Origin of the sequence: Leifsonia sp. Root112D2 (assembly GCF_001424905.1) — a bacterium.
Lineage (GTDB): Bacteria > Actinomycetota > Actinomycetes > Actinomycetales > Microbacteriaceae > Root112D2.
The window spans coordinates 218,033-237,837 of record NZ_LMCU01000002.1 but is presented as its reverse complement, the minus strand read 5'-3'; the positions used below and the strand labels follow the sequence as shown (position 1 = coordinate 237,837).

Annotated in this window: 22 protein-coding genes; 21 read left to right on the top strand and 1 reads right to left on the bottom strand. The window is 65.4% G+C overall.

The window, feature by feature from the left end:
* The 7 genes from hisB (at position 1) to ASC63_RS14910 (ending at position 5,382) form a co-directional block, all read left to right on the top strand.
* Positions 1–609 (top strand): imidazoleglycerol-phosphate dehydratase HisB, encoded by a 609-nt coding sequence (gene hisB / locus ASC63_RS14940; protein WP_055816120.1) that lies wholly within the window; start codon positions 1–3, stop codon positions 607–609.
* On the top strand, positions 606–1,244 hold the full coding sequence (hisH, locus tag ASC63_RS14935) for an imidazole glycerol phosphate synthase subunit HisH (RefSeq protein WP_055816117.1): 639 nt from the start codon (positions 606–608) through the stop codon (positions 1,242–1,244). The genes hisB and hisH overlap by 4 nt, the downstream gene beginning before the upstream one ends.
* A 113-nt stretch (positions 1,245–1,357) precedes the next feature.
* Positions 1,358–2,104, top strand: a complete 747-nt coding sequence (gene priA / locus ASC63_RS14930) for a bifunctional 1-(5-phosphoribosyl)-5-((5-phosphoribosylamino)methylideneamino)imidazole-4-carboxamide isomerase/phosphoribosylanthranilate isomerase PriA (protein ID WP_055816113.1) — start codon at positions 1,358–1,360, stop codon at positions 2,102–2,104.
* Between the two features lie 8 nt (positions 2,105–2,112).
* Positions 2,113–2,904 (top strand): SseB family protein, encoded by a 792-nt coding sequence (locus tag ASC63_RS14925; protein WP_055816110.1) that lies wholly within the window; start codon positions 2,113–2,115, stop codon positions 2,902–2,904.
* Between the two features lie 173 nt (positions 2,905–3,077).
* A complete protein-coding gene (locus ASC63_RS14920; RefSeq protein ID WP_055816107.1) occupies positions 3,078–3,896 on the top strand; it encodes an amino acid ABC transporter substrate-binding protein in 819 nt (272 codons plus the stop codon).
* A gap of 27 nt (positions 3,897–3,923) precedes the next feature.
* A complete protein-coding gene (locus ASC63_RS14915) occupies positions 3,924–4,613 on the top strand; it encodes an amino acid ABC transporter permease (RefSeq protein ID WP_055816105.1) in 690 nt (229 codons plus the stop codon).
* The gene (locus tag ASC63_RS14910) at positions 4,597–5,382 is read left to right on the top strand and encodes an amino acid ABC transporter ATP-binding protein (protein ID WP_055816102.1); all 786 of its coding nucleotides are present in this window, start codon (positions 4,597–4,599) and stop codon (positions 5,380–5,382) included. The genes ASC63_RS14915 and ASC63_RS14910 overlap by 17 nt, the downstream gene beginning before the upstream one ends.
* Here ASC63_RS14910 and ASC63_RS14905 read toward each other — a convergent pair.
* Positions 5,379–5,696, bottom strand: a complete 318-nt coding sequence (locus tag ASC63_RS14905) for a DUF1844 domain-containing protein (protein WP_157487750.1) — start codon at positions 5,694–5,696, stop codon at positions 5,379–5,381. The two genes, ASC63_RS14910 and ASC63_RS14905, sit on opposite strands and share 4 nt — an antisense overlap.
* 327 nt (positions 5,697–6,023) lie before the next feature.
* Between ASC63_RS14905 and infC the strand changes: the two genes are divergently transcribed.
* The 14 genes from infC to ASC63_RS14835 all read left to right on the top strand — a co-directional run bounded on the left by infC (position 6,024) and on the right by ASC63_RS14835 (position 19,775).
* Positions 6,024–6,659, top strand: coding sequence for a translation initiation factor IF-3 (gene infC / locus ASC63_RS14900; RefSeq protein ID WP_082487904.1), 636 nt, complete (start codon positions 6,024–6,026; stop codon positions 6,657–6,659).
* Positions 6,660–6,661: 2 nt separating this feature from the next.
* Positions 6,662–6,856: a 50S ribosomal protein L35 gene (gene rpmI, locus ASC63_RS14895; protein ID WP_055816096.1), complete on the top strand. Its 195-nt coding sequence runs from the start codon at positions 6,662–6,664 to the stop codon at positions 6,854–6,856.
* 31 nt (positions 6,857–6,887) lie between these two features.
* Positions 6,888–7,280, top strand: a complete 393-nt coding sequence (gene rplT / locus ASC63_RS14890; RefSeq protein WP_055816093.1) for a 50S ribosomal protein L20 — start codon at positions 6,888–6,890, stop codon at positions 7,278–7,280.
* Positions 7,281–7,385: 105 nt separating this feature from the next.
* Positions 7,386–8,186 carry a TrmH family RNA methyltransferase gene (locus ASC63_RS14885; protein WP_055816090.1) on the top strand — a complete coding sequence of 267 codons (801 nt, stop codon included), beginning with the start codon at positions 7,386–7,388 and terminating at the stop codon, positions 8,184–8,186.
* Positions 8,187–8,275: 89 nt separating this feature from the next.
* Positions 8,276–9,061 (top strand): amino acid ABC transporter ATP-binding protein, encoded by a 786-nt coding sequence (locus tag ASC63_RS14880; protein ID WP_055816086.1) that lies wholly within the window; start codon positions 8,276–8,278, stop codon positions 9,059–9,061.
* A gap of 41 nt (positions 9,062–9,102) precedes the next feature.
* Positions 9,103–9,975, top strand: coding sequence for a glutamate ABC transporter substrate-binding protein (locus tag ASC63_RS14875; RefSeq protein ID WP_055816619.1), 873 nt, complete (start codon positions 9,103–9,105; stop codon positions 9,973–9,975).
* A 93-nt stretch (positions 9,976–10,068) separates the two neighbouring features.
* On the top strand, positions 10,069–10,716 hold the full coding sequence (locus ASC63_RS14870) for an amino acid ABC transporter permease (RefSeq protein ID WP_055816083.1): 648 nt from the start codon (positions 10,069–10,071) through the stop codon (positions 10,714–10,716).
* Between the two features lie 56 nt (positions 10,717–10,772).
* Positions 10,773–11,606 carry an amino acid ABC transporter permease gene (locus tag ASC63_RS14865; RefSeq protein ID WP_235492357.1) on the top strand — a complete coding sequence of 278 codons (834 nt, stop codon included), beginning with the start codon at positions 10,773–10,775 and terminating at the stop codon, positions 11,604–11,606.
* Positions 11,607–11,617: 11 nt separating this feature from the next.
* Positions 11,618–12,658 carry a phenylalanine--tRNA ligase subunit alpha gene (pheS, locus tag ASC63_RS14860; RefSeq protein ID WP_055816078.1) on the top strand — a complete coding sequence of 347 codons (1,041 nt, stop codon included), beginning with the start codon at positions 11,618–11,620 and terminating at the stop codon, positions 12,656–12,658.
* 3 nt (positions 12,659–12,661) lie between these two features.
* On the top strand, positions 12,662–15,223 hold the full coding sequence (gene pheT / locus ASC63_RS14855; RefSeq protein WP_055816074.1) for a phenylalanine--tRNA ligase subunit beta: 2,562 nt from the start codon (positions 12,662–12,664) through the stop codon (positions 15,221–15,223).
* 190 nt (positions 15,224–15,413) lie between these two features.
* Complete coding sequence (gene argC, locus ASC63_RS14850) at positions 15,414–16,457, top strand: N-acetyl-gamma-glutamyl-phosphate reductase (RefSeq protein WP_055816070.1); 1,044 nt, start codon at positions 15,414–15,416, stop codon at positions 16,455–16,457.
* Positions 16,454–17,602 carry a bifunctional glutamate N-acetyltransferase/amino-acid acetyltransferase ArgJ gene (argJ, locus tag ASC63_RS14845; RefSeq protein ID WP_055816067.1) on the top strand — a complete coding sequence of 383 codons (1,149 nt, stop codon included), beginning with the start codon at positions 16,454–16,456 and terminating at the stop codon, positions 17,600–17,602. Before argC ends, argJ begins: the two co-directional genes overlap by 4 nt.
* Before the next feature lie 5 nt (positions 17,603–17,607).
* The gene (gene argB / locus ASC63_RS14840) at positions 17,608–18,561 is read left to right on the top strand and encodes an acetylglutamate kinase (protein WP_055816617.1); all 954 of its coding nucleotides are present in this window, start codon (positions 17,608–17,610) and stop codon (positions 18,559–18,561) included.
* Positions 18,561–19,775, top strand: a complete 1,215-nt coding sequence (locus ASC63_RS14835; RefSeq protein WP_055816064.1) for an acetylornithine transaminase — start codon at positions 18,561–18,563, stop codon at positions 19,773–19,775. The genes argB and ASC63_RS14835 overlap by 1 nt, the downstream gene beginning before the upstream one ends.
* The last annotated feature ends 30 nt before the right edge of the window (positions 19,776–19,805 follow it).

Genomic DNA, 19,805 nt, shown 5'->3' with positions numbered 1-19,805 from the left:
ATGACCTCCGTGAACCGCACCGCACAGCTTCGGCGTGAGACCAGTGAGTCGAGTATCGAGCTCTCGCTCGATCTCGACGGCACCGGGCAGTCCGAGATCCACACCTCCGTGCCGTTCTACGACCACCTGCTCACGGCATTCGCGAAGCACTCGCTCACCGACCTGACCGTGAGCGCCAAGGGCGACATCGAGATCGATGTGCACCACACGGTCGAAGACGTGGCCATCGTGCTCGGACAGGCCATTCGAACGGCGCTGGGGGACAAGTCTGGAATCTCCCGCTTCGGGGACGCCGTGGTACCGCTCGACGAGGCACTCGTGCAGGCGGTCGTCGATATATCCGGGCGCCCCTTCTTGGTGCACTCGGGAGAGCCGAGCGGCTTCGAATATCACCTCATCGGTGGTCACTTCACCGGCTCAATGGTTCGCCACGTCTTCGAGGCCATCACCTTCAACGCCGCTCTGACGACCCACATCACCGTGCTCGGCGGCCGGGACCCGCACCACATTGCCGAGGCTGAGTTCAAGGCGTTCGCACGCGCGTTCCGCCAGGCGAAGGCGCTCGACCCGCTGGTGTCGGGAGTGCCCTCGACCAAGGGAGCCCTGTGACGGCGCCATCCGTCGTCGTTCTCGATTACGGTTCCGGCAATGTGCACTCGGCGGCCAAGGCGCTCGAGGCAGCGGGCGCGCGGGTGCAGTTGACGGCCGATCGCCGCTCGGCAGAGGAGGCCGATGGCTTGTTCGTGCCGGGTGTCGGCTCGTTCAGCGCCGTGATGTCCGCCCTGCGTTCCGTGCGCGGCGGTGAGATCATTGATCGTCGTCTCGCTGGCGGCCGTTCTGTTCTCGGGGTCTGCGTCGGCATGCAGGTCCTCTTCGAACACGGCACGGAGGGTGGTGCCGCCACCGCAGGGCTGGGGGAGTGGCCGGGCGAGGTCGAACTGCTCGAGGCCGAGGTCGTTCCCCACATCGGTTGGAATGGCGTGCAGGCACCGAGCGAGAGCGTGCTCTTCGACGGGTTGCGCGATGAGCGCTTCTATTTCGTGCATTCATACGCGGCGCGCTCATGGAATCTCGAAGCGCATGGCCCATTTGCGGCCCCGCGCGTCACCTGGGCCGATCACGGGGGGCGATTCGTGGCCGCCGTCGAGAACGGACCGCTAGCCGCTACGCAATTCCACCCCGAGAAGTCGGGTCCGGCGGGAATTCGCCTGTTGCGCAACTGGCTGGGTACGCTCACGGGCTGAGGCGCCGAAGGCAAGGCCGTCCTGCGCTAAGATTTTGTGCTTGTGCCCACCGTGGCCCACGTTGCCCATATGCGCGTAGCGTGAAGCCGTCACATGATCGAGGACCCCCATCAATGAGTGAGTTCAACAAGACCCCGCGTCTCGTGCTGTTGCCGGCTGTGGATGTTGCCGGCGGCAAGGCCGTGCGCCTGACCAAGGGCGAGGCAGGCACCGAGACGAACTATGGGGATCCTGTCGACGCGGCCGCCGATTGGGCCGATCAGGGTGCCGAATGGATTCATCTCGTCGACCTCGATGCGGCGTTCGGCCGCGGTGACAACCACTCCGTGATCAAGAAGGTTATCAAGCAGGTGCGGGGCGTCAACGTCGAACTGTCCGGCGGCATCCGCGACGACGCATCGCTCGAGGCGGCACTCGGGCTCGGCGCCAAGCGCATCAACCTGGGAACGGCGGCGCTCGAGAACCCGGAATGGGCGGCGAACGTCATTGCACAATACGGCGAGGCTGTAGCGGTTGGGCTCGATGTGCGGGGCACCACGCTGGCGGCCCGCGGCTGGACGCGCGACGGAGGCGATCTCTGGCAGGTGCTCGAGCGGCTCGAAGACGCCGGCTGTGCCCGCTACGTCGTCACCGACGTCACGAAAGACGGCACCCTGCAGGGGCCGAACCTTGAACTGCTGCGTCAGATCATGGAGCACTCGCCGCGTCCGGTAATAGCGTCCGGCGGAATCTCGAGCCTCGATGACATTGTTGCGCTGCGCGAACTCGTGCCGCTGGGGCTGGAAGGCGCGATAGTGGGCAAGGCCCTGTACGCGGGGGCTTTCACCCTAGCCGAGGCGCTGGACGTCGCGGGCAACTGAGCGAGGTCATGAGCCACGCAGATCACCCATCGATTCCCGGCGATTCCGCCGGGCAGCCGTGGGCAGGGCGCCATTTCGAACAGGGCGCGTCCTCCGACGATGATGGCTCGGCCGACGCTGCGCTGATGGATGCCCTGGCTGCCTTTCACGCTGGAACCGACGGCCCCGAGGCCGTCGTCGACGCATTTCGGGATGCCCGGCTTCTCATCCCGCTCGTCGCTCACCTCGGAGAGGCGGGTGTGAACGAGGATGGTCCGCTCGCCGGCATGGCCATCGACAAGAAGCAGGAGCTTTCGATCGTCACGGTTTCCGCTCCCGACGGGCGCAATGTGCTTCCGGTCTTCTCCTCGGTGACCTCCATGCAGGCCTGGAACCCCGAGGCCAGGCCGGTGCCCGCCGATGGAGTGCGGGTCGCACTGGCGGCCGCGAGCGAGAGCACGGAGCTTGTGGTGCTGGATGCGACCTCGCCGGCCGAGTTCATCATCCGGCGTCCGGCATTGTGGGCGATGGCTCGTTCAGAGCAGTGGCGGCCCGCCGCCTCCGACCCCGCCGTGGTGGAGGCGTTTCGCGCGTCCATCTCCACCGAGCTTGCCGTGCTCGACGTGCAGCTCGCCGACGGCGACCCCGATGCGCGGCTGCATGGGCCAGAGGTGCTGGTGCGGCTCGAGCTCATCCAGGGCCTCACCGAGACCGAGCTCGACGCGGTTCTCGCGCGGCTCGCGCAGCGCTGGGCGGCGAATGACGCCATCGCCGCCGGAGTGGATTCCCTCGGCGTGCAGCTGCTCGCCTCCGCCGACTGATCATCGCATCCGGTCGTCACGCCCGCCGAAGGGCAATTTTCGACATCTGGAAATGTCACAGCCCCCTCGTGTGTTGCCACAGGTAACCCCGCGTAACCGAGTTGGTCGCGCACGAGAGATACGGCCCATAGTTGATGACACGGCCCCGATCAGGGGTTCCACGAAAGGTCGCCATGAAATCCCGTCTTGCCCTCGTCACCTCGGTTGCCGCAGTCCTCATCGTGGGGCTGGCCGGATGCGCATCCGGCGGCTCAGGATCGGCGGCGAGCACCACGGTGCACGGCAGCAAGGACCTGGTGGCGGCTGCGTCGAACAGCAAGGGCCTGATTGTCGGCACGGAGGGCACCTACAAGCCCTTCTCGTACCACGACCCCAGTACCAACGCCCTCACCGGCTACGACATCGACGTCACCAACGCCGTGGCGAAGAAGCTCGGCGTGAAGGTCACCTACCAGGAGACCCAGTGGGACGGCATCTTCGCGGCGCTGGATTCCAAGCGCATCGACCTCATTGGAAACCAGGTTTCGATCACCGCGGAGCGCAAGGCAAAATACAGCTTCAGCACGCCGTACACGGTCTCGCCCGGCGTGATTGTCACCCGGCCGGATGATACGAGCATCACGAGCTTCGCCGATCTGAAGGGCAAGACAACAGCCCAGTCGAACACCAGCGACTGGTACGCGCTGGCCCAGAAGTCGGGAGCCAGGGTTCAGGCCGTTGAGGGATGGGCGCAGGCCGTTGCCTTGCTCACGCAGGGGCGCATTGACGCAACGGTGAACGACAAGCTGACCGTGCTCGACTACGAGAAGCAGCACCCCGAGGTCACGCTGCGCATCGCGGCCACAGCGGCGAATCCGGCCGAGAACGCCTTCGCCTTCCGCAAGGGCAGCACGCTGCCGAGCGATTTCGACAAGGCCCTCGCCGAGCTGAAGGCCGACGGCACGCTGGCCACGATCTCGAAGAAGTACTTCGGCGCCGACGTGTCACAATAAGCGCATGATTCAGGCTCTGATGCGGGCATGACGCCCGCCGTCGGCACGTTCCCGTACTACTGGGATCTTGTGCTGCACTCGATAGGTCCGATCGTCGTCGGCGGCATTCTCGGCACTATCCCACTCTCCGTGGTGGCGTTCGTTCTCGGCCTCATCCTGGCGGTGGTCGTTGCGCTGATGCGGCTGTCGGGCAGTCGCCTCGCCCGCGGCGTAGCCCGGGTATTCGTCTCCATCGTGCGCGGCACGCCACTTCTCGTTCAGTTGTTCGTGGTCTTCTACGGGCTGCCGACGATCGGCATCACACTCGATCCGTGGCCCAGCGCCATCATCGCGCTGTCGCTGAATGTCGGCGGATACGCCTCCGAGGTGGTTCGGGCCGCGATCCTGGCGGTTCCGCGCGGCCAGTGGGAGGCCGGCTACACGATAGGCATGAGCAACACGCTCACGCTCTGGCGCATCGTGCTGCCGCAGGCCGCCCGGGTCTCGGTGCCGCCGCTCTCGAACACCTTCATCAGCCTCGTGAAGGACACCTCGCTGGCATCCGTCATTCTGGTGACCGAGCTCTTTCGGCAGGCGCAGCAGATCGCTGCAGCATCGAGCGAGTTCCTGGTGCTGTACATCGAGGCCGCCGTCGTGTACTGGCTGATCTGTCTCGTGCTCTCCAGCGGGCAGTCCGTCATCGAAAAGAGACTGGATCGCTATGTCGCCCACGCTTGACGATCGCCCGCACGTGCCTCGGCTGAGCGTGCACGGCCTTCGCAAGTCCTTCGGTGCCCACGAGGTGCTGCGCGACATCAGTTTCGAGGTCGGCGTCGGCCGGGTCATCGTGCTCATTGGCCCCTCGGGGTCGGGCAAGACCACGGTGCTGCGCTGCCTGAACGCGCTTGAGAGGCCGGATGCCGGCATCCTGCGCATCGACGACGACGTGAGTCTCGACTTCAGCGGCCCCATCACCAAGGCGCAGGTCGCCGCGTTGCGCCGCAAGTCGGCCATGGTCTTCCAGCACTACAACCTGTTTCCGCACAAGACGGTCATCGAGAACCTCATCGAGGGCCCGGTGCAGGTGCAGAAGCGGCCGCTCGCCGAGGCGCGGGCGGATGCCGAGGCACTGCTGGCCAAGGTGGGGCTGGCCGAGAAGCGCGACATCTACCCGTTTCAACTCTCCGGCGGCCAGCAGCAACGAGTGGGCATCGCGCGGGCGCTGGCGCTGCGCCCCGGGGTGATCCTCTTCGACGAGCCGACATCCGCGCTCGACCCTGAACTGGTCGGCGACGTGCTCGGTGTCATGCAGGCGCTCGCGAAGGAGGGCTGGACCATGGTCGTCGTCACTCACGAGCTGGCCTTTGCGCGGCAGGTCGCCGACGAGGTGCTCTTTCTCGACGGCGGTGAGATCGTCGAGCGTGGAGCACCCGAGGCGCTGTTCACCGATCCGCGCGAGGAGCGCACGCGTCAGTTCCTCAGCCGCATCCTGCGGCCGCTGGACTAGTTGACGGGGCCGGTGTACTTCTCGCCGGGGCCCTTGCCGATCTCATCCGGTATCGAGGACGCCTCGCGGAACGCCAGCTGCAGCGACCGCAGGCCGTCGCGCAGCGGCCGGGCGTGATGATCGCCGATCTCCGCGGCCGCGGCGGTCACCAGGCCGGCCAGTGAGGTGATCAGCTTGCGCGCCTCGTCGAGGTCGACCTCATCGGCGGCATCCGGGCCGTCTCCGAGCCCGAGCTTCACGGCGGCGGCACTCATCAGGTGCACGGCTGTCGTGGTGATGATCTCGACGGCGGGCACCTCCGCAATGTCTCGCATGGCCGCCTCGGACCCATCGAACTCGATGCCATCGGCAAGAGATGTGTCGCTCACTGCATTCCTCTGTTAGACTTCCTCAGGCTCCGAGACGTATGTCTCGGTACGAAAGTGGAGATTCTCCCACCCGCGCTTGACCGCTTCACTAAGGTTACCGGGTAGTTCGCACTCCGCCGTCGCGTCGAAAGTCGCGAAGGTAGACAGGGTGCCGTGCCGGGGTTGACGCGTGTGATGCGTGCAACTCAGGGTGCGTGAGTTTCCTCTTTTGCCGCCAGACGGCATCCGTCGTTCGGCGTGGCTGAGTACATCGCTTAAGCAGAGGAGAAACGCATCAGCGATCCCCGTACCAACGACCGAATCCGCGTCCCCGAAGTTCGTCTTGTCGGTCCCGGCGGAGAACAGGTCGGCGTCGTGAAAATCGAGGTCGCCCTTCGTCTCGCGCAGGAAGCAGACCTGGACTTGGTTGAGGTCGCTCCCAATTCCAAGCCTCCCGTGGCGAAGATCATGGACTACGGCAAGTTCAAGTACGAGGCTGCGCAGAAGGCCAAAGAGGCCCGGCGCAACCAGGCGAACACGATCCTGAAAGAGGTTCGTTTCCGTCTCAAGATTGACAAGCACGACTACGAGACCAAGCGCAAGCGCGCCGAGGGATTCCTCAAGGCCGGAGACAAGGTCAAGGCCATGATCCTGTTCCGCGGCCGCGAGCAGTCGCGCCCCGAGCAGGGCGTGCGCCTGCTGCAGAAGTTTGCCGAAGATGTGGCGGAACTCGGTTCGGTTGAATCGACTCCGACCATCGACGGTCGAAACATGGTCATGGTCATTGGCCCTCTGAAGAACAAGTCAGAGGTCAAGGGCGAGGCCAACGCACAACGTGCCGCCTCCAAGGCTCGCGGGGCAGAAACGCCCGCGGCCGAGAAGCCGGCTGAAGCGACGGATGCGACATCCGCCACCGAACAGGAGAAATAACAATGCCCAAGCAGAAGACCCACTCCGGGGCCAAGAAGCGCTTCAAGGTCACCGGAAGCGGCAAGATCATGAAGCAGCAGTCCGGAATGCGCCACAACCTGGAGGTCAAGTCGAGCGACCGTAAGCGTCGCTTGAACCAGGAGCAGGTCATCGCCCCGGCCGATGTCAAGAACATCAAGAAGCTTCTCGGCAAGTAACGCCGCAACCAGACGTAAGGATTAGAGAACAATGGCAAGAGTAAAGAGGGCCGTCAACGCCCACAAGAAGCGTCGGGTCATCCTTGAGCGCGCCGAGGGCTACCGCGGTCAGCGGTCGCGCCTGTACCGCAAGGCCAAGGAGCAGGTCACTCACTCGCTGGTCTACAGCTACCGTGACCGCCGCGCCCGCAAGGGTGACTTCCGTCGCCTGTGGATCCAGCGCATCAACGCGGCGAGCCGCGCGAACGGCCTCACCTACAACCGCCTGATCCAGGGCCTGTCCCTGGCCGGCGTCGAGGTCGACCGTCGCATGCTCGCCGAGCTTGCCGTCAACGAGCCCGCCACCTTCTCGGCCCTGGTCGAGACGGCGAAGAAGGCCCTCCCGGCCGATACGTCGGCTCCCAAGGCGGATGCCGCGGCGTAATCCAGTCGTATCGAGTGAGGGAAGGCGCACCGCGCTTTCCCTCACTCTTCGTTAAAGCGCCCGTCACGGCGCGGAAAAGCCGTCTCGCCCGGTTAGAATCGCCCCATGTTGGACAATCCACGTTCCCCTCGCGTTCGAGCCGTCGCCAAGCTGGCGAAGCGCGGGGCCCGGTCCGAGACCGGGCTTTTCCTTTTGGAGGGGCCACAGGCCGTTTCGGAGGCTCTGACGTTTCGCGCCGAATTGGTTGTCGAGCTGTATGCCACGCCGACGGCTCTCGAGCGTTATCCAGACCTCGCTCAGGCGGCGGTCGATGCCGGTGTCGATGTGGAGTTCGTGACCGAACACGTGCTTGACACCATGGCCGACACGGTCACCCCGCAGGGGTTCGTCGCCGTTTGTCACCAGTTCCCGACGTCGGTCAAGGACATTTTCGGCGCCGAGCCGAAGCTCATCGCGATCCTCGAGGAGGTGCGTGACCCTGGCAACGCGGGCACCATCATCCGGGCCGCGGATTCCGCCGGTGCCGATGCCGTGATTCTCACCGGCCGCACGGTGGACCTGTACAATCCTAAGGTCGTGCGTTCCTCCACCGGATCGATCTTCCACCTTCCCATCGCGATGGGGGCGACGCTGACGGATGTACGTGCGCGTGCCGCAGCCGCAGGGCTGCAGCTGCTCGCCGCGGACGTCAAGGGGGAGGATCTCCTGGTCGCGCGCAACTCGGGGCGCCTGGCGAAGCCCACGGCCTGGCTGTTCGGTAACGAGGCTCGCGGGCTGGACGATGACGACCTCGCGTTGGCCGATGCGGCCATCACCGTGCCGATCTACGGCAGCGCCGAGTCGATGAATCTCGCGACGGCGGCATCCGTGTGCCTGTATGAAAGCGCATTCGCCCAACGCACCTGATCCCGGTGCTCACATGAGCATGGTCACGGATTGGTGACGAGCTGGCCGGGGAATTGACCCTCGGTAAGGGGGTGTGATTGGGTATGGAAATGGATCCATCCCGCACGGCGGACGCTGAATCCGCCGCCACCGCTGTCGGCGAACCACTGGTCATCATCGACCACGTAAATAAACACTTCGGCGAGTTGCATGTGCTCAAAGACATCAACACCACGGTGGCACGCGGTGAGGTCGTCGTGGTGATCGGGCCCAGCGGGTCGGGCAAGTCCACCCTGTGTCGCGCGATCAACCGTCTCGAGACGATCGACTCCGGCACCATCACTATCGATGGGGCGGTGATGCCCAAGGAAGGTGCGGATCTCGCTCGTCTTCGCGCGGATGTCGGCATGGTCTTCCAATCCTTCAACCTCTTCGCCCACAAGACCATCCTCGAGAATGTCACGCTCGGCCCGCGTAAGGTGCGACACCGTTCAGCCGCTGACGCCAAGGCCCGCGGCATGCAGCTACTGGAACGCGTCGGGGTCGCCGATCAGGCAGGCAAGATGCCTTCCCAGCTTTCAGGCGGACAGCAACAGCGTGTTGCCATCGCCCGCGCGCTCGCGATGGACCCGAAGCTGATCCTTTTGGATGAACCGACATCCGCCCTGGATCCCGAGATGATCAGCGAGGTGCTCGACGTCATGGTTGGACTCGCACACGACGGCATGACGATGGTGGTTGTCACGCACGAAATGGGTTTTGCGCGCAAGGCCGCCGATCGTGTGCTGTTCATGGCGGACGGCGAAATCGTGGAAGAGGCGACCCCCGAGGTCTTCTTCGCTAACCCGCAGACCCCGAGAGCGAAAGACTTCCTCTCGAAAATACTCACCCACTGACTGTGGGAGAGAAACACAGCAAATACAGCAAGGAGAACAGAATGAGACTCAAAAAAGGTCTACTGGTTTCCGCACTGGCGGCCGCGAGCATCGTCGCTTTGGCCGCATGCGCGGGGGGATCCGGTGGTGGCGACACGACCGGGAGCAAGCCGAAGGCATCCGAATTCGCCGCAGGAACAACCATGGCGAAACTGCAGCAGAAGGGATCGATCACCATCGGCACGAAGTTCGATCAGCCGTTGTTCGGGTTGCAAGGACCTGACGGCACTCCTGTCGGTTTCGACGTGGAGATCGGCAAGCTCATTGCCTCGAATCTCGGTATTTCCGCGGACAAGATCAAGTGGGTCGAGACGGTGTCTAAAAACCGTGAGCCCTTCATTGAGAACGGGCAGGTCGACATCGTCGTTGCCACGTACACCATCAATGACGAGCGCAAGAAGGTCATCTCCTTTGCAGGCCCGTACTACACGGCGGGCCAGGATCTGCTGGTGCTGAAAGGCAACCCAGAAAAGATTCAGAGTGTCGACGACGTCAAGGGAAAGTCCGTGTGCACGGTCTCTGGGTCCACGTCACTTGAGAACATCAAGGCATATACCGACAAAATCATCACGACAGATACCTATTCGAATTGCCTTGAACCGCTGCGTAACGGCAAGGTCGTCGCGGTGACCACGGACAACGTGATTCTCGCCGGACTTGCTTCTCAGAATGAGGGCGAGTTCGAGGTGCTCGACAAGCCGTTCACGTCGGAGCCGTATGGCATCGGGCTGAAGAAGGATGACACCGAGTTCCGTACCTTCATCAACGACGTGCTCGAGAAGTCGTACAAGGACGGCGCCTGGGCGAAGGCATGGGAAAGCACTGCCGGCAAGGTACTGAAGACGCCGGAACCGCCGAAGGTCGATCGCTACTAAGCATTTTCGCTGAGTATTCGGGGTACTGACTGGTCGATGCCGGTCGGTACCCCGAGCACTGCACAAGCTACGAACGCACGAAGGAGTTGATGCATGGACGCCGTCATCGATAGCCTGCCCACGTATATCAAAGGCTTCGTTGGCACTCTCGAGCTCCTCGCGCTCTCCGGTGTCGGTGCGCTCGTTCTTGGCACGGTGGTGGCGGCCATGCGCATCTCGCCGATTGCCTCGCTGCGCGGGTTCGCACTGGTGTACACGGAGATCCTGCGCAACATCCCCCTTCTGCTGGTGTTGTTTTTCTGCGCCGTGGTGTTGCCATACCTCAAGGTGCCACTTGATTACTTTCCGCTCGCCGTCATCGGGCTCACGCTCTACACCTCGCCTTTCGTCGCCGAGGCGATCCGTTCCGGGGTGAACGGTGTGCCGGTCGGCCAGGCGGAGGCCGCGCGCAGCATCGGCCTGCGTTTCGGTCAGACGCTGAGCCTTGTTGTCATGCCGCAGGCAATTCGCATGGTGATCCCGCCGCTCATCAACGTATTCATCGCGCTCGTCAAGAACACCTCCGTGGCGGGTGCCTTCTTCGTCTACGAACTCTTCAAGGCGGCGAATGACATCACGAATCTGCGCGGCGACGCCGTCATCGCGCTGCTGCTCGGTGTCGCATTCTTCTACCTCATCATCACGGTGCCGCTGGGACTGATAGCCGGTTGGGTTGAACGCAAGGTGAGGGTACTGCGATGAGCACGAACGTTCTTTACGATGCGCCCGGCCCGCGCGCCCGGCGTCGGGCCTTCGTCGTGTCGATCATCGGTGTCGTAGTGATCCTCGCCGGTATCGCCTGGGTGATCTACACGCTGGCGGCGCCGCGAACGATTGCCAACGGTGCGGTGCTTTCCGGATTGTTCGATCCGACCCGCCTCGACATCCTTTCTGACCCCCAACTCTGGCTCGCTGTCTGGAGAGGATTGCTCGCGACGCTCCAGATGGCGGCCGTCGCCGCGGTGCTCGCGCTCGCGGTGGGAATCCTGTTCTCTTTCGCGCGCACGGCGCGAAGTGCCTGGATTCGTGTTCCCATTGCGGTGTTGCTTGAATTCTTCCGCGGCATGCCCGTCCTGCTGATGATGTTGTTCATCCTGCTCGTGTTCTCGACGGGTTCATTCTGGGCGGGTGTCGCTGCTCTCGCCATCTACAACGGTGCTCTCATCGGTGAGATCCTGCGTGCAGGCATCCAATCTCTGCCGAAGGGGCAACGTGAGGCGGGCCTTGCAATTGGGCTGTCGTCAACACGCACGCGAATGATGATTGAGTTTCCGCAGGCATTCCGTCAGATGCTGCCGATACTCATCGCGCAAATGGTGGTCCTGCTCAAGGACACGTCTCTGGCATATGTCGTCGGCTATGCGGAACTGCTGCGCACGGTGACCAATCTTCAGAACTTCTTCGGTAATCGCTATCTGTTCACCCTGTTCTTCATAGTGCTCGTGATTTACCTCGGTGTGAACCTGCTGCTTTCGTGGTTGGCCCGCATCGTCTCGCGGCGCACCGGGGCACGTTCGCCACGCGCGATGACCGCCACGCCGGCTGATCTCGCGCCGATGTCCGAAGTAAACAAGGGTCGCAGCGCCCACTAAACTGGGGAACCGTGTCAGAGACCTCCCCGATCACCGAAGAAGCGGTCGCCGCCGCCGTGGATGCCGCGCTCGCGGCCATCAGCGCCGCCGCCGACTCCGACGCCATGCGTTCCGTGCGCACCGAGCACCTCGCCGAGGCGTCGCCGCTCGCGAAACTCAACGGCGCCATGCGCGAGGTCCCGGCCGAGCAGAAGGCCGCTGCCGGCAAGCTCGTTGGTGCGGCACGCGGGCGAGTGAACCAGGCGTTCGCGGCGCGTGAGGCCGAGATCGTCGCAGCCGAAGACGCCCAGCGCCTCGCGAATGAGACGGTGGATGTCACGGCGGTACCGTCGCGCTGGCGGGCCGGGGCCAGGCATCCGCTCTCGCTGTTGCAGGAGCGCATCGCCGATGTCTTCATCGGCATGGGCTGGGAGGTGGCCGAAGGCCCCGAGCTCGAGAGCGAGTGGTTCAACTTCGACGCGCTCAACTTCGACGAGGATCACCCGGCGCGTGCCATGCAGGACACCTTCTTCGTCGAACCGACGGATGCGCACCTCGTTCTGCGCACGCACACCTCACCCGTGCAGTTGCGCGCGCTGCTCGGCAACGAGCTGCCCGTCTATCGCATCGCACCCGGACGCACGTACCGCACCGACGAGCTCGACGCCACGCACACGCCCGTGTTCCACCAGATCGAGGGCATCGCCGTCGACAAGGGCCTCACCATGGCGCACCTGCGCGGCACGCTCGATCACTTTGTCAAGGCCATGTTCGGCGACGATGCCAAGGTGCGGCTGCGCCCCAACTACTTTCCCTTCACCGAGCCGAGCGCTGAGCTCGATCTGTGGCACCCGACCTTCAAGGAGGGGCCGCGCTGGATCGAGTGGGGCGGCTGCGGCATGGTCAATCCCAATGTGCTGCGTTCGGCCGGCATCGACCCGGATGTCTACTCGGGCTTCGCGTTCGGCGTCGGTGTCGAGCGGGCGCTCATGTTCCGCAACGACGTCAAGGACATGCGCGACATGGTCGAGGGCGATATTCGTTTCAGCCAGCAATTCGGAATGGTGGTCTAGTCCATGCGCGTCCCACTCAGCTGGCTCGCCGAATTCGTCGACCTCGAGCCGAGCACGACCCCCGAGGACGTGCATGCGGCCCTCGTGAGGGTCGGGCTCGAAGAGGAAGAGATCCACACCTTCGAGGTCTCCGGCCCTGTCGTCGTGGGCGAGGTGCTCGACTTCGTCGAGGAGCCGCAGTCGAACGGCAAGACCATCCGCTGGTGCCAGGTTCAGGTAGCCCCCGACGGCGAGAGGGCGGCGGATGGCGGCGAGGCCGTGCACGGCATCGTCTGTGGCGCCTCCAACTTCCTCGTCGGAGATAAGGTCGTCGTGACGCTTCCGGGTGCGGTGCTGCCCGGCCCGTTCCCCATCGCCGCCCGCAAGACCTACGGCCACGTCTCCGACGGCATGATCGCCTCGGTGCGTGAGCTCGGCCTCGGCGACGAGCACGACGGCATCCTTCGTCTGGCGACGCTCGGCCTCGACCCCGAGGTCGGCACGGATGCGATAGCCCTGCTCGGTCTGGATGACGCGGCCGTCGAGGTCAACGTCACCCCGGATCGCGGCTACGCCTTCTCGATCCGCGGCATCGCCCGCGAGTACTCGCACGCGACCGGAGCGGATTTCCGCGACCCGGCGCTGTCTACGCCGGTTGAGGAGCGCGAGGAACGAGCGCGTCTCGAAACCGCCGCCACTCTGTTTCCAGTAACCATCGACGACCAGGCCCCCATCCGCGGCCGCATCGGCGCCAGCGTCTTCGTCACCCGCGTGGTGCGCGACGTCGACGGCACCCGCCCGACACCGCCGTGGATGCTCGCACGCCTCACGCTCGCCGGCATCCGCTCGATCTCGTTGATCGTCGACGTGACCAACTACGTCATGCTCGAACTCGGCCAGCCCATCCACGGTTACGATCTGGATGCCCTCAGCGGAGGGCTCACGGTTCGTCGCGCGACGCCGGGGGAGACGCTTGTCACCCTCGATGAGAAGACTCGCACCCTGAACCCCGAAGACCTGGTGATAGCCGACGAGTCCGGCGCGATCGGACTCGCCGGAGTGATGGGCGGCGCGTCGACCGAGATCGGCACGACCACGCACGCCGTGCTGGTCGAAGCCGCCAACTTCGACCCGGTCTCCATCGCGCGTACGGCGCGACGCCACAAGCTGCCGAGTGAGGCGTCCAAGCGTTTCGAGCGTGGCGTCGACCCCGAGGTCGCAGCCCCGGCTGCGGCGCGAGTCGTGCAACTGCTCGAGCAGCTCGCGGGCGGCCGTGCCGATGACCTCGGCTCAGCGCACCATGCCGCCGAAGCGCCCGCGGCCATCGAACTGCCGAATGGATATATCGCAGGCCTCGTCGGGGTCGAGTACACCGACGCGGAGATTCGGGACTCGCTCGCCGAGATCGGTGGCAGCCTCAGCGAGTCGGATGCCGGCCTGCGCGTCACGCCGCCCAGCTGGCGCCCCGATCTCACCGACAAGTCCGATCTCGCCGAGGAGGTCGCCCGCATCGTCGGCTACGACCGCATTCCCTCGGTGCTGCCCGTCGCGCCTCCGGGGCGTGGGCTGAGCCGCGCCCAGCAGCTTCGTCGGGCCGCCGCGCAGACACTCGCCGACAACGGCGCGACCGAGGTGCTCGCGTACCCGTTCGTGGACGAGGCATCCAACGACACCTTCGGCTCGCCGACCGAGAAGTCCGTTCCGGCCGTGCGTCTGGCCAATCCCATGGATGCGACGGTGCCGTTCCTGCGCACCTCGCTGCTGCCGGGGCTTATCGATGTCGCCAAGCGCAACCTCGCCCGGGGGCTCACGGACCTGGCCATCTACGAGACGGGTCTCGTGTTTCGGCCCGAGGCGGGCATCCGTTATGGCACGCCGAACGTGCCGCCAGGCGCCGTGCTGCCGAGCGACGAAGTCCTCGCCGAATTGAACGACGGTATTCCGCCGCAGCCGCGCCACATCGGTGCGCTCTTCACGGGTAACGCCGTCGTGCGCCAGCCGTCGCATCCGGCAGTCGTCGCCTCGCTGGGCGATGCGCTCGACGCGGCCCGGCAGATCGCCCGCGCCGTCGGGGCGCGACTCGACATCGTGCAGGGCAGCCACAAGGCGCTGCACCCGGGTCGTACCGCGGAACTCGTCGTGCGTTCGGGAACGCAGAGCCGCGTCGTCGGCTACGCGGGTGAGCTGCTGCCTGCCTTCGCCGAGGAACACGACCTGCCGCGCGTCGTCGCCGTGCTGGAACTCGACCTCGACGCGCTTATCGACTCGGCACCGATTGACATCGAGGCCCGGGTCATCGCTGGTTTCCCCGCCGCCACGCAGGACCTGTCTCTCGTCGTTGCCGTCGCCACTCCCGCCGGTGAGGTACGCGCGGCCGTGGTCGAGGGAGCGGGAGCACTGCTCGAAGACGCGAGGCTGATCGATGACTACCGCGGCGACGGCGTGCCGTCCGGCAGCAAGAGCCTCACCTTCGCCCTGCGATTCCGCTCGGATGACCGCACGCTGACAACTCCGGAGGCCACCGAGGCGAAACTCGCCGGTGCCGCGCTGGCGGCCGAACGTTTCGGTGCCACCGTGCGCGAGTAGCCAGCCGTACGCTACACTCCACTCATGGCTTTCGAGCGGCGCAACACTCTGGCACAGGGCACCAGCCCCCGTGCACTGCGCCGACGCCAGAGCGCGGGCCGAATCTAGGCGACGCACGCGAGACCGTGGAAACGGTCCGTTGTGGGCGTCGCCGTCATTTCCCCGACCGCTCACTCAATAAGGTAGAACCATGACTTTCTCGGTTGCCGTCGCTGGTGCCAGCGGCTACGCCGGTGGTGAGGTGCTGCGAATCCTCGCCGGGCATCCCGATTTCGACGTCACGACCGTCACCGCGAACTCCAACGCGGGCCGGCCCCTCATCGAACACCAGCCGCACCTGCGTTCACTCGCCCACCTCACGCTCGTCGAAACCACACCGCAGAACCTTGCCGGCCACGACGTCGTCTTCCTCGCGTTGCCGCACGGTGCATCCGGGGCCATCGCGGCCACGCTCGATCCGGCGACCCTCGTCATCGACTGCGGCGCGGACCACCGCCTCACCGACGAGACGGAGTGGGCCCGCTTCTACGGCGGAGAGTATTTTCCGGCCTGGGCATACGGAGTTCCCGAGCTGCCCGTCGGCGACGGCAAGCAGCGCGAGAATCTCGTCGGGGTGCGTCGCATCGCCGCGCCCGGCTGCAATGCCAGTTCGGTGTCGCTTGCCCTGGCCCCGGGCATCGAGGCGGGGGTGATCGAGGAGCAGGACATCGTGGCGGTTCTCGCGGTCGGATCCTCCGGCGCCGGTAAGAAGCTCGCCGTTCCCTTTCTCGCGAGCGAACTGCTCGGTAGCGCAACGCCATACGCGGTCGGCGGCTCGCACCGACACATCCCGGAGATCCAGCAGAGTCTGCGGCTCGCCGGCGCGCTCGCGCCTACCATCTCGTTCACGCCCGTGCTCGTGCCGATGGCGCGGGGCATTCTCGTCACCGCGACCGCCCGGCTCGTGCCGGGCACGACAGCAGCACAGGTTCGCGCGGCCTGGGAGAACGCCTATGCGGGGGAGAGCTTCGTGCACCTGCTGCCTGAGGGGGTCTTTCCCCGCACCGCAGACACCCTCGGAGCCAACACCGCGCTCATCGGCGTGACCGTCGATGAGGCCGCGGGCCGAGTCGTGGCGGTTCTCGCCATGGACAACCTGGTTAAGGGCACGGCGGGCGCCGCAGTGCAGTCGGCGAATATTGCGCTGGGCCTGCCGGAGACCGCCGGTCTTTCTGTGAATGGAGTAGCACCGTGAGCGTCACCGCAGCATCCGGGTTCGTCGCGGCGGGCATCGCGGCCGGCCTCAAATCCACCGGTGCCCCCGATCTCGCGCTCGTGGTCAACACGGGCCCCGAGAAGGCGGCCGCGGCGGTGTTTACGAGCAATCGTGCCAAGGCCAACCCGATCCTGTGGAGCGAGCAGGTCATCGCCGACGGCGTCGTCGAGGCCATCGTGCTGAACTCCGGCGGGGCGAACTGCTTCACGGGCACGCAAGGCTTTCAGACCACTCACGCCACGGCCGAGGCCGTCGCGGAACACCTCGGGGTGTCTGCCGGTGACGTGCTCGTGTGCTCGACAGGGCTCATCGGAGACCAGCTCGATCGTGACAAGCTGATCGCCGGCGTCGCGTCGGCGGCCGGTGCGCTGCGCGCCGACGACGACACGGCAGCAAGCGCCATCATCACCACCGACACCCACCCGAAGACCGTGATCCATCACGGCGATGGCTGGGTGATCGGCGGCATGGCCAAGGGCGCCGGCATGCTCGCTCCGGGGCTCGCCACCATGCTCGTGGTCATCACGACGGATGCTTCCCTCACCTCCGCCCAACTCGACACGGCTCTGCGCGCCGCCACCCGGGTGACCTTCGACAGGCTCGATTCCGACGGCTGCATGTCTACCAACGACCAGGTGACACTGCTCGCCTCCGGCGCATCCGGAATCACGCCGGAGGAGGGCGAATTCGCGGAGGCCGTGCGGATCGTCTGTGCAGACCTGGCTCGCCAGCTGCAGGGAGATGCGGAGGGTGCAAGCCATGACATCGCCATCGAGGTCATCGGGGCAGCTTCCGAAGACGAGGCGGTGGAGGTGGGGCGCGCCGTCTCACGCAGCAACCTCTTCAAGGCGGCGATCTTCGGCAACGATCCCAACTGGGGGCGGGTGCTCTCGGCGATCGGTACCACCAACGCCGCATTCGATCCGTACGAGGTCGACGTGAGCATGAATGGCGTGCGCGTCTGTCACGCGGGCGAGCCCGACAGGCCCAGGGACGAGGTCGATCTGACCTCCCGTGCGGTGCACGTCGGCATCGAGTTGCACGCCGGAGACGCCACCGCCACCATCCTCACGAGCGACCTCACGCATGAGTACGTTCACGAGAACAGCGCGTACGCGAGTTGATGATCATGCAGAGCCGTGAGGCGTCCGGCTCCCACGCGGCCAGTACACAGCAGAACGACGGTACGGCGGATGCGGCGCTCAAGGCGGCTGCACTGATTGAGTCGCTGCCCTGGCTGAAGCGCTTGCACGGACAGATCGTGGTCGTGAAGTTCGGCGGCAATGCCATGGTCAGCGAACAGCTGCAGCGGGCATTTGCCGAAGACATGGTGTACCTGCGTTACGCGGGCATCCACCCGGTGGTGGTGCACGGCGGCGGACCCCAGATCTCGGCCATGCTCGATCGGCTCGGCATCCACAGTGAGTTCCGCGGCGGCTACAGAGTGACAACGCCCGAGGCGATGGACGTCGTGCGCATGGTGCTCACCGGGCAGATCACCCGTGACCTGGTACGGCACATCAACACACACGGACCGCTCGCCGCTGGACTATCCGGAGAAGACGCGGGGCTGTTCGAGGCGCGCAGGCGAGGCGTGGTCATTGACGGCGAAGAGGTAGACCTGGGGCTTGTCGGCGACGTCGTGGCCGTGAACCCCGAGGCCGTCTTCGCCCAGATCTCCGCGGGTCGCATTCCGGTCGTCTCCTCCATTGCGCCCGACATCGATGCGCCCGGCCAATCGCTCAACGTCAATGCGGATGCCGCGGCCGGCGCGCTCGCCGTCGCCCTCGGTGCCGTCCGACTCGCCATTCTCACCGATGTCGCCGGTCTCTACAGCGATTGGCCCAATCGCGAATCTCTCGTCTCGGTAATCGACGCCGACGAGTTGCGCGCACTGCTGCCGAGCCTCGAGTCGGGCATGATCCCCAAGATGACGGCATGCCTCGACGCGGTCGACGGTGGGGTCGAGAAGGCAGCGATCATCGACGGCCGGCTGCCGCACTCGCTTCTGCTCGAGATCTTCACCGATCGCGGCGCAGGAACCAACGTCGTGGCAGCCCCTCACGAAAGGGAAACACTTTGATGACCCCCGCAGAGACCGACGGCTGGTCCGACCGCTTCGACGCATCGATGATGCGCACCCTGCCCACCCCGCCCCTCATGCTCGTGCGCGGTGAGGGCTGCAGGGTCTGGGATTCCGAGGGCGCCGAATACCTGGACTTCCTCGCCGGTATCGCCGTCAACTCGCTCGGCCATGCGCATCCGGTGCTCGTGGATGCCGTCAGTCGGCAGATCGCCACCCTTGCGCATGTCTCCAACTACTTCGCCACCCCGCCCGAGATCGAGCTCGCCGAGCGACTCAAACGCCTCACCGGCGCGGGCCTTGAGGGGCGCGTCTTCTTCGGCAACTCCGGCGCGGAGGCCAACGAGGCGGCGTTCAAGCTCGCGCGCCGCAACCGCCGCTCGGGCGCGAGCCGCATTATCGCGCTGAACAACTCCTTCCATGGTCGCACCATGGGCGCGATGGCTCTCACCGGAAAGCCCGCGATGCGCGAGCCGTTCGAGCCGATGCCCGGCGGCGTGGAGCACATCGACACGAGCATCGAGGCGCTCGAGGCGACCATCGACGACACCGTCTCGGCCATCATCATCGAACCGATCAAGGGCGAGGCGGGCGTTCTCGATCTGCCGGATGGCTACCTGGCGCGCGCGAGAGAACTCACCGCCGAACACGGTGTGCTCCTCATTCTCGACGAGATCCAGACCGGCATCGGCCGCACGGGCCGCTGGTTCGGGTTCGAGCACGCCGGAATCGTTCCCGATGCCATCACCCTGGCGAAGGGCATGGCCGGTGGAGTGCCGATCGGCGCGCTGGTGACCTTCGGCTGGGCATCCGATCTGTTCGCTCGCGGACAGCACGGCAGCACCTTTGGGGGAAACCCGCTCGCAACGGCCGCGGCGAACGCGGTGCTTGGTGAAATCGAGGCGTCTGGCCTGGTCGAGAATGCGGCGGCCAGGGGCTCCCAGTTGCGCGCACTCATCGACGGAGAACTGCGATCGGTTCCCGGCGGCGATGTGCTCGACGAACTCCGCGGCGCGGGATTGCTCATCGGTGTCGGCCTGACCCGGCCGATCGGTCACGAACTGTACGATGCGGCCCTGAATGCCGGGCTCATCGTTAACGCCCCCAACGACTCCAGCATCCGCATCGCACCGCCGCTCATCGTCGGCGACACGGAGATCGACGATTTCGCGCGACGATTCACGGTTGCACTCGCCGCCGTATCGACGCGCTGACGCGCATCCATCGCCCCTGGCTTCCACCCC

Coding starts and splice junctions, on each gene's coding strand:
- ASC63_RS14910 (WP_055816102.1), top strand. CDS start 4,597: ATGTCGCCCACGCTTGACGATCGCCCGCACGTGCCTCGGCTGAGCGTG.
- ASC63_RS14915 (WP_055816105.1), top strand. CDS start 3,924: ATGACGCCCGCCGTCGGCACGTTCCCGTACTACTGGGATCTTGTGCTG.
- priA (WP_055816113.1), top strand. CDS start 1,358: ATGAGTGAGTTCAACAAGACCCCGCGTCTCGTGCTGTTGCCGGCTGTG.
- rplT (WP_055816093.1), top strand. CDS start 6,888: ATGGCAAGAGTAAAGAGGGCCGTCAACGCCCACAAGAAGCGTCGGGTC.
- pheT (WP_055816074.1), top strand. CDS start 12,662: ATGCGCGTCCCACTCAGCTGGCTCGCCGAATTCGTCGACCTCGAGCCG.
- ASC63_RS14835 (WP_055816064.1), top strand. CDS start 18,561: ATGACCCCCGCAGAGACCGACGGCTGGTCCGACCGCTTCGACGCATCG.
- ASC63_RS14920 (WP_055816107.1), top strand. CDS start 3,078: ATGAAATCCCGTCTTGCCCTCGTCACCTCGGTTGCCGCAGTCCTCATC.
- rpmI (WP_055816096.1), top strand. CDS start 6,662: ATGCCCAAGCAGAAGACCCACTCCGGGGCCAAGAAGCGCTTCAAGGTC.
- ASC63_RS14885 (WP_055816090.1), top strand. CDS start 7,386: ATGTTGGACAATCCACGTTCCCCTCGCGTTCGAGCCGTCGCCAAGCTG.
- ASC63_RS14925 (WP_055816110.1), top strand. CDS start 2,113: ATGAGCCACGCAGATCACCCATCGATTCCCGGCGATTCCGCCGGGCAG.
- ASC63_RS14875 (WP_055816619.1), top strand. CDS start 9,103: ATGAGACTCAAAAAAGGTCTACTGGTTTCCGCACTGGCGGCCGCGAGC.
- argC (WP_055816070.1), top strand. CDS start 15,414: ATGACTTTCTCGGTTGCCGTCGCTGGTGCCAGCGGCTACGCCGGTGGT.
- argB (WP_055816617.1), top strand. CDS start 17,608: ATGCAGAGCCGTGAGGCGTCCGGCTCCCACGCGGCCAGTACACAGCAG.
- ASC63_RS14905 (WP_157487750.1), bottom strand. CDS start 5,696: ATGCGAGACATTGCGGAGGTGCCCGCCGTCGAGATCATCACCACGACA.
- ASC63_RS14880 (WP_055816086.1), top strand. CDS start 8,276: ATGGATCCATCCCGCACGGCGGACGCTGAATCCGCCGCCACCGCTGTC.
- ASC63_RS14870 (WP_055816083.1), top strand. CDS start 10,069: ATGGACGCCGTCATCGATAGCCTGCCCACGTATATCAAAGGCTTCGTT.
- hisB (WP_055816120.1), top strand. CDS start 1: ATGACCTCCGTGAACCGCACCGCACAGCTTCGGCGTGAGACCAGTGAG.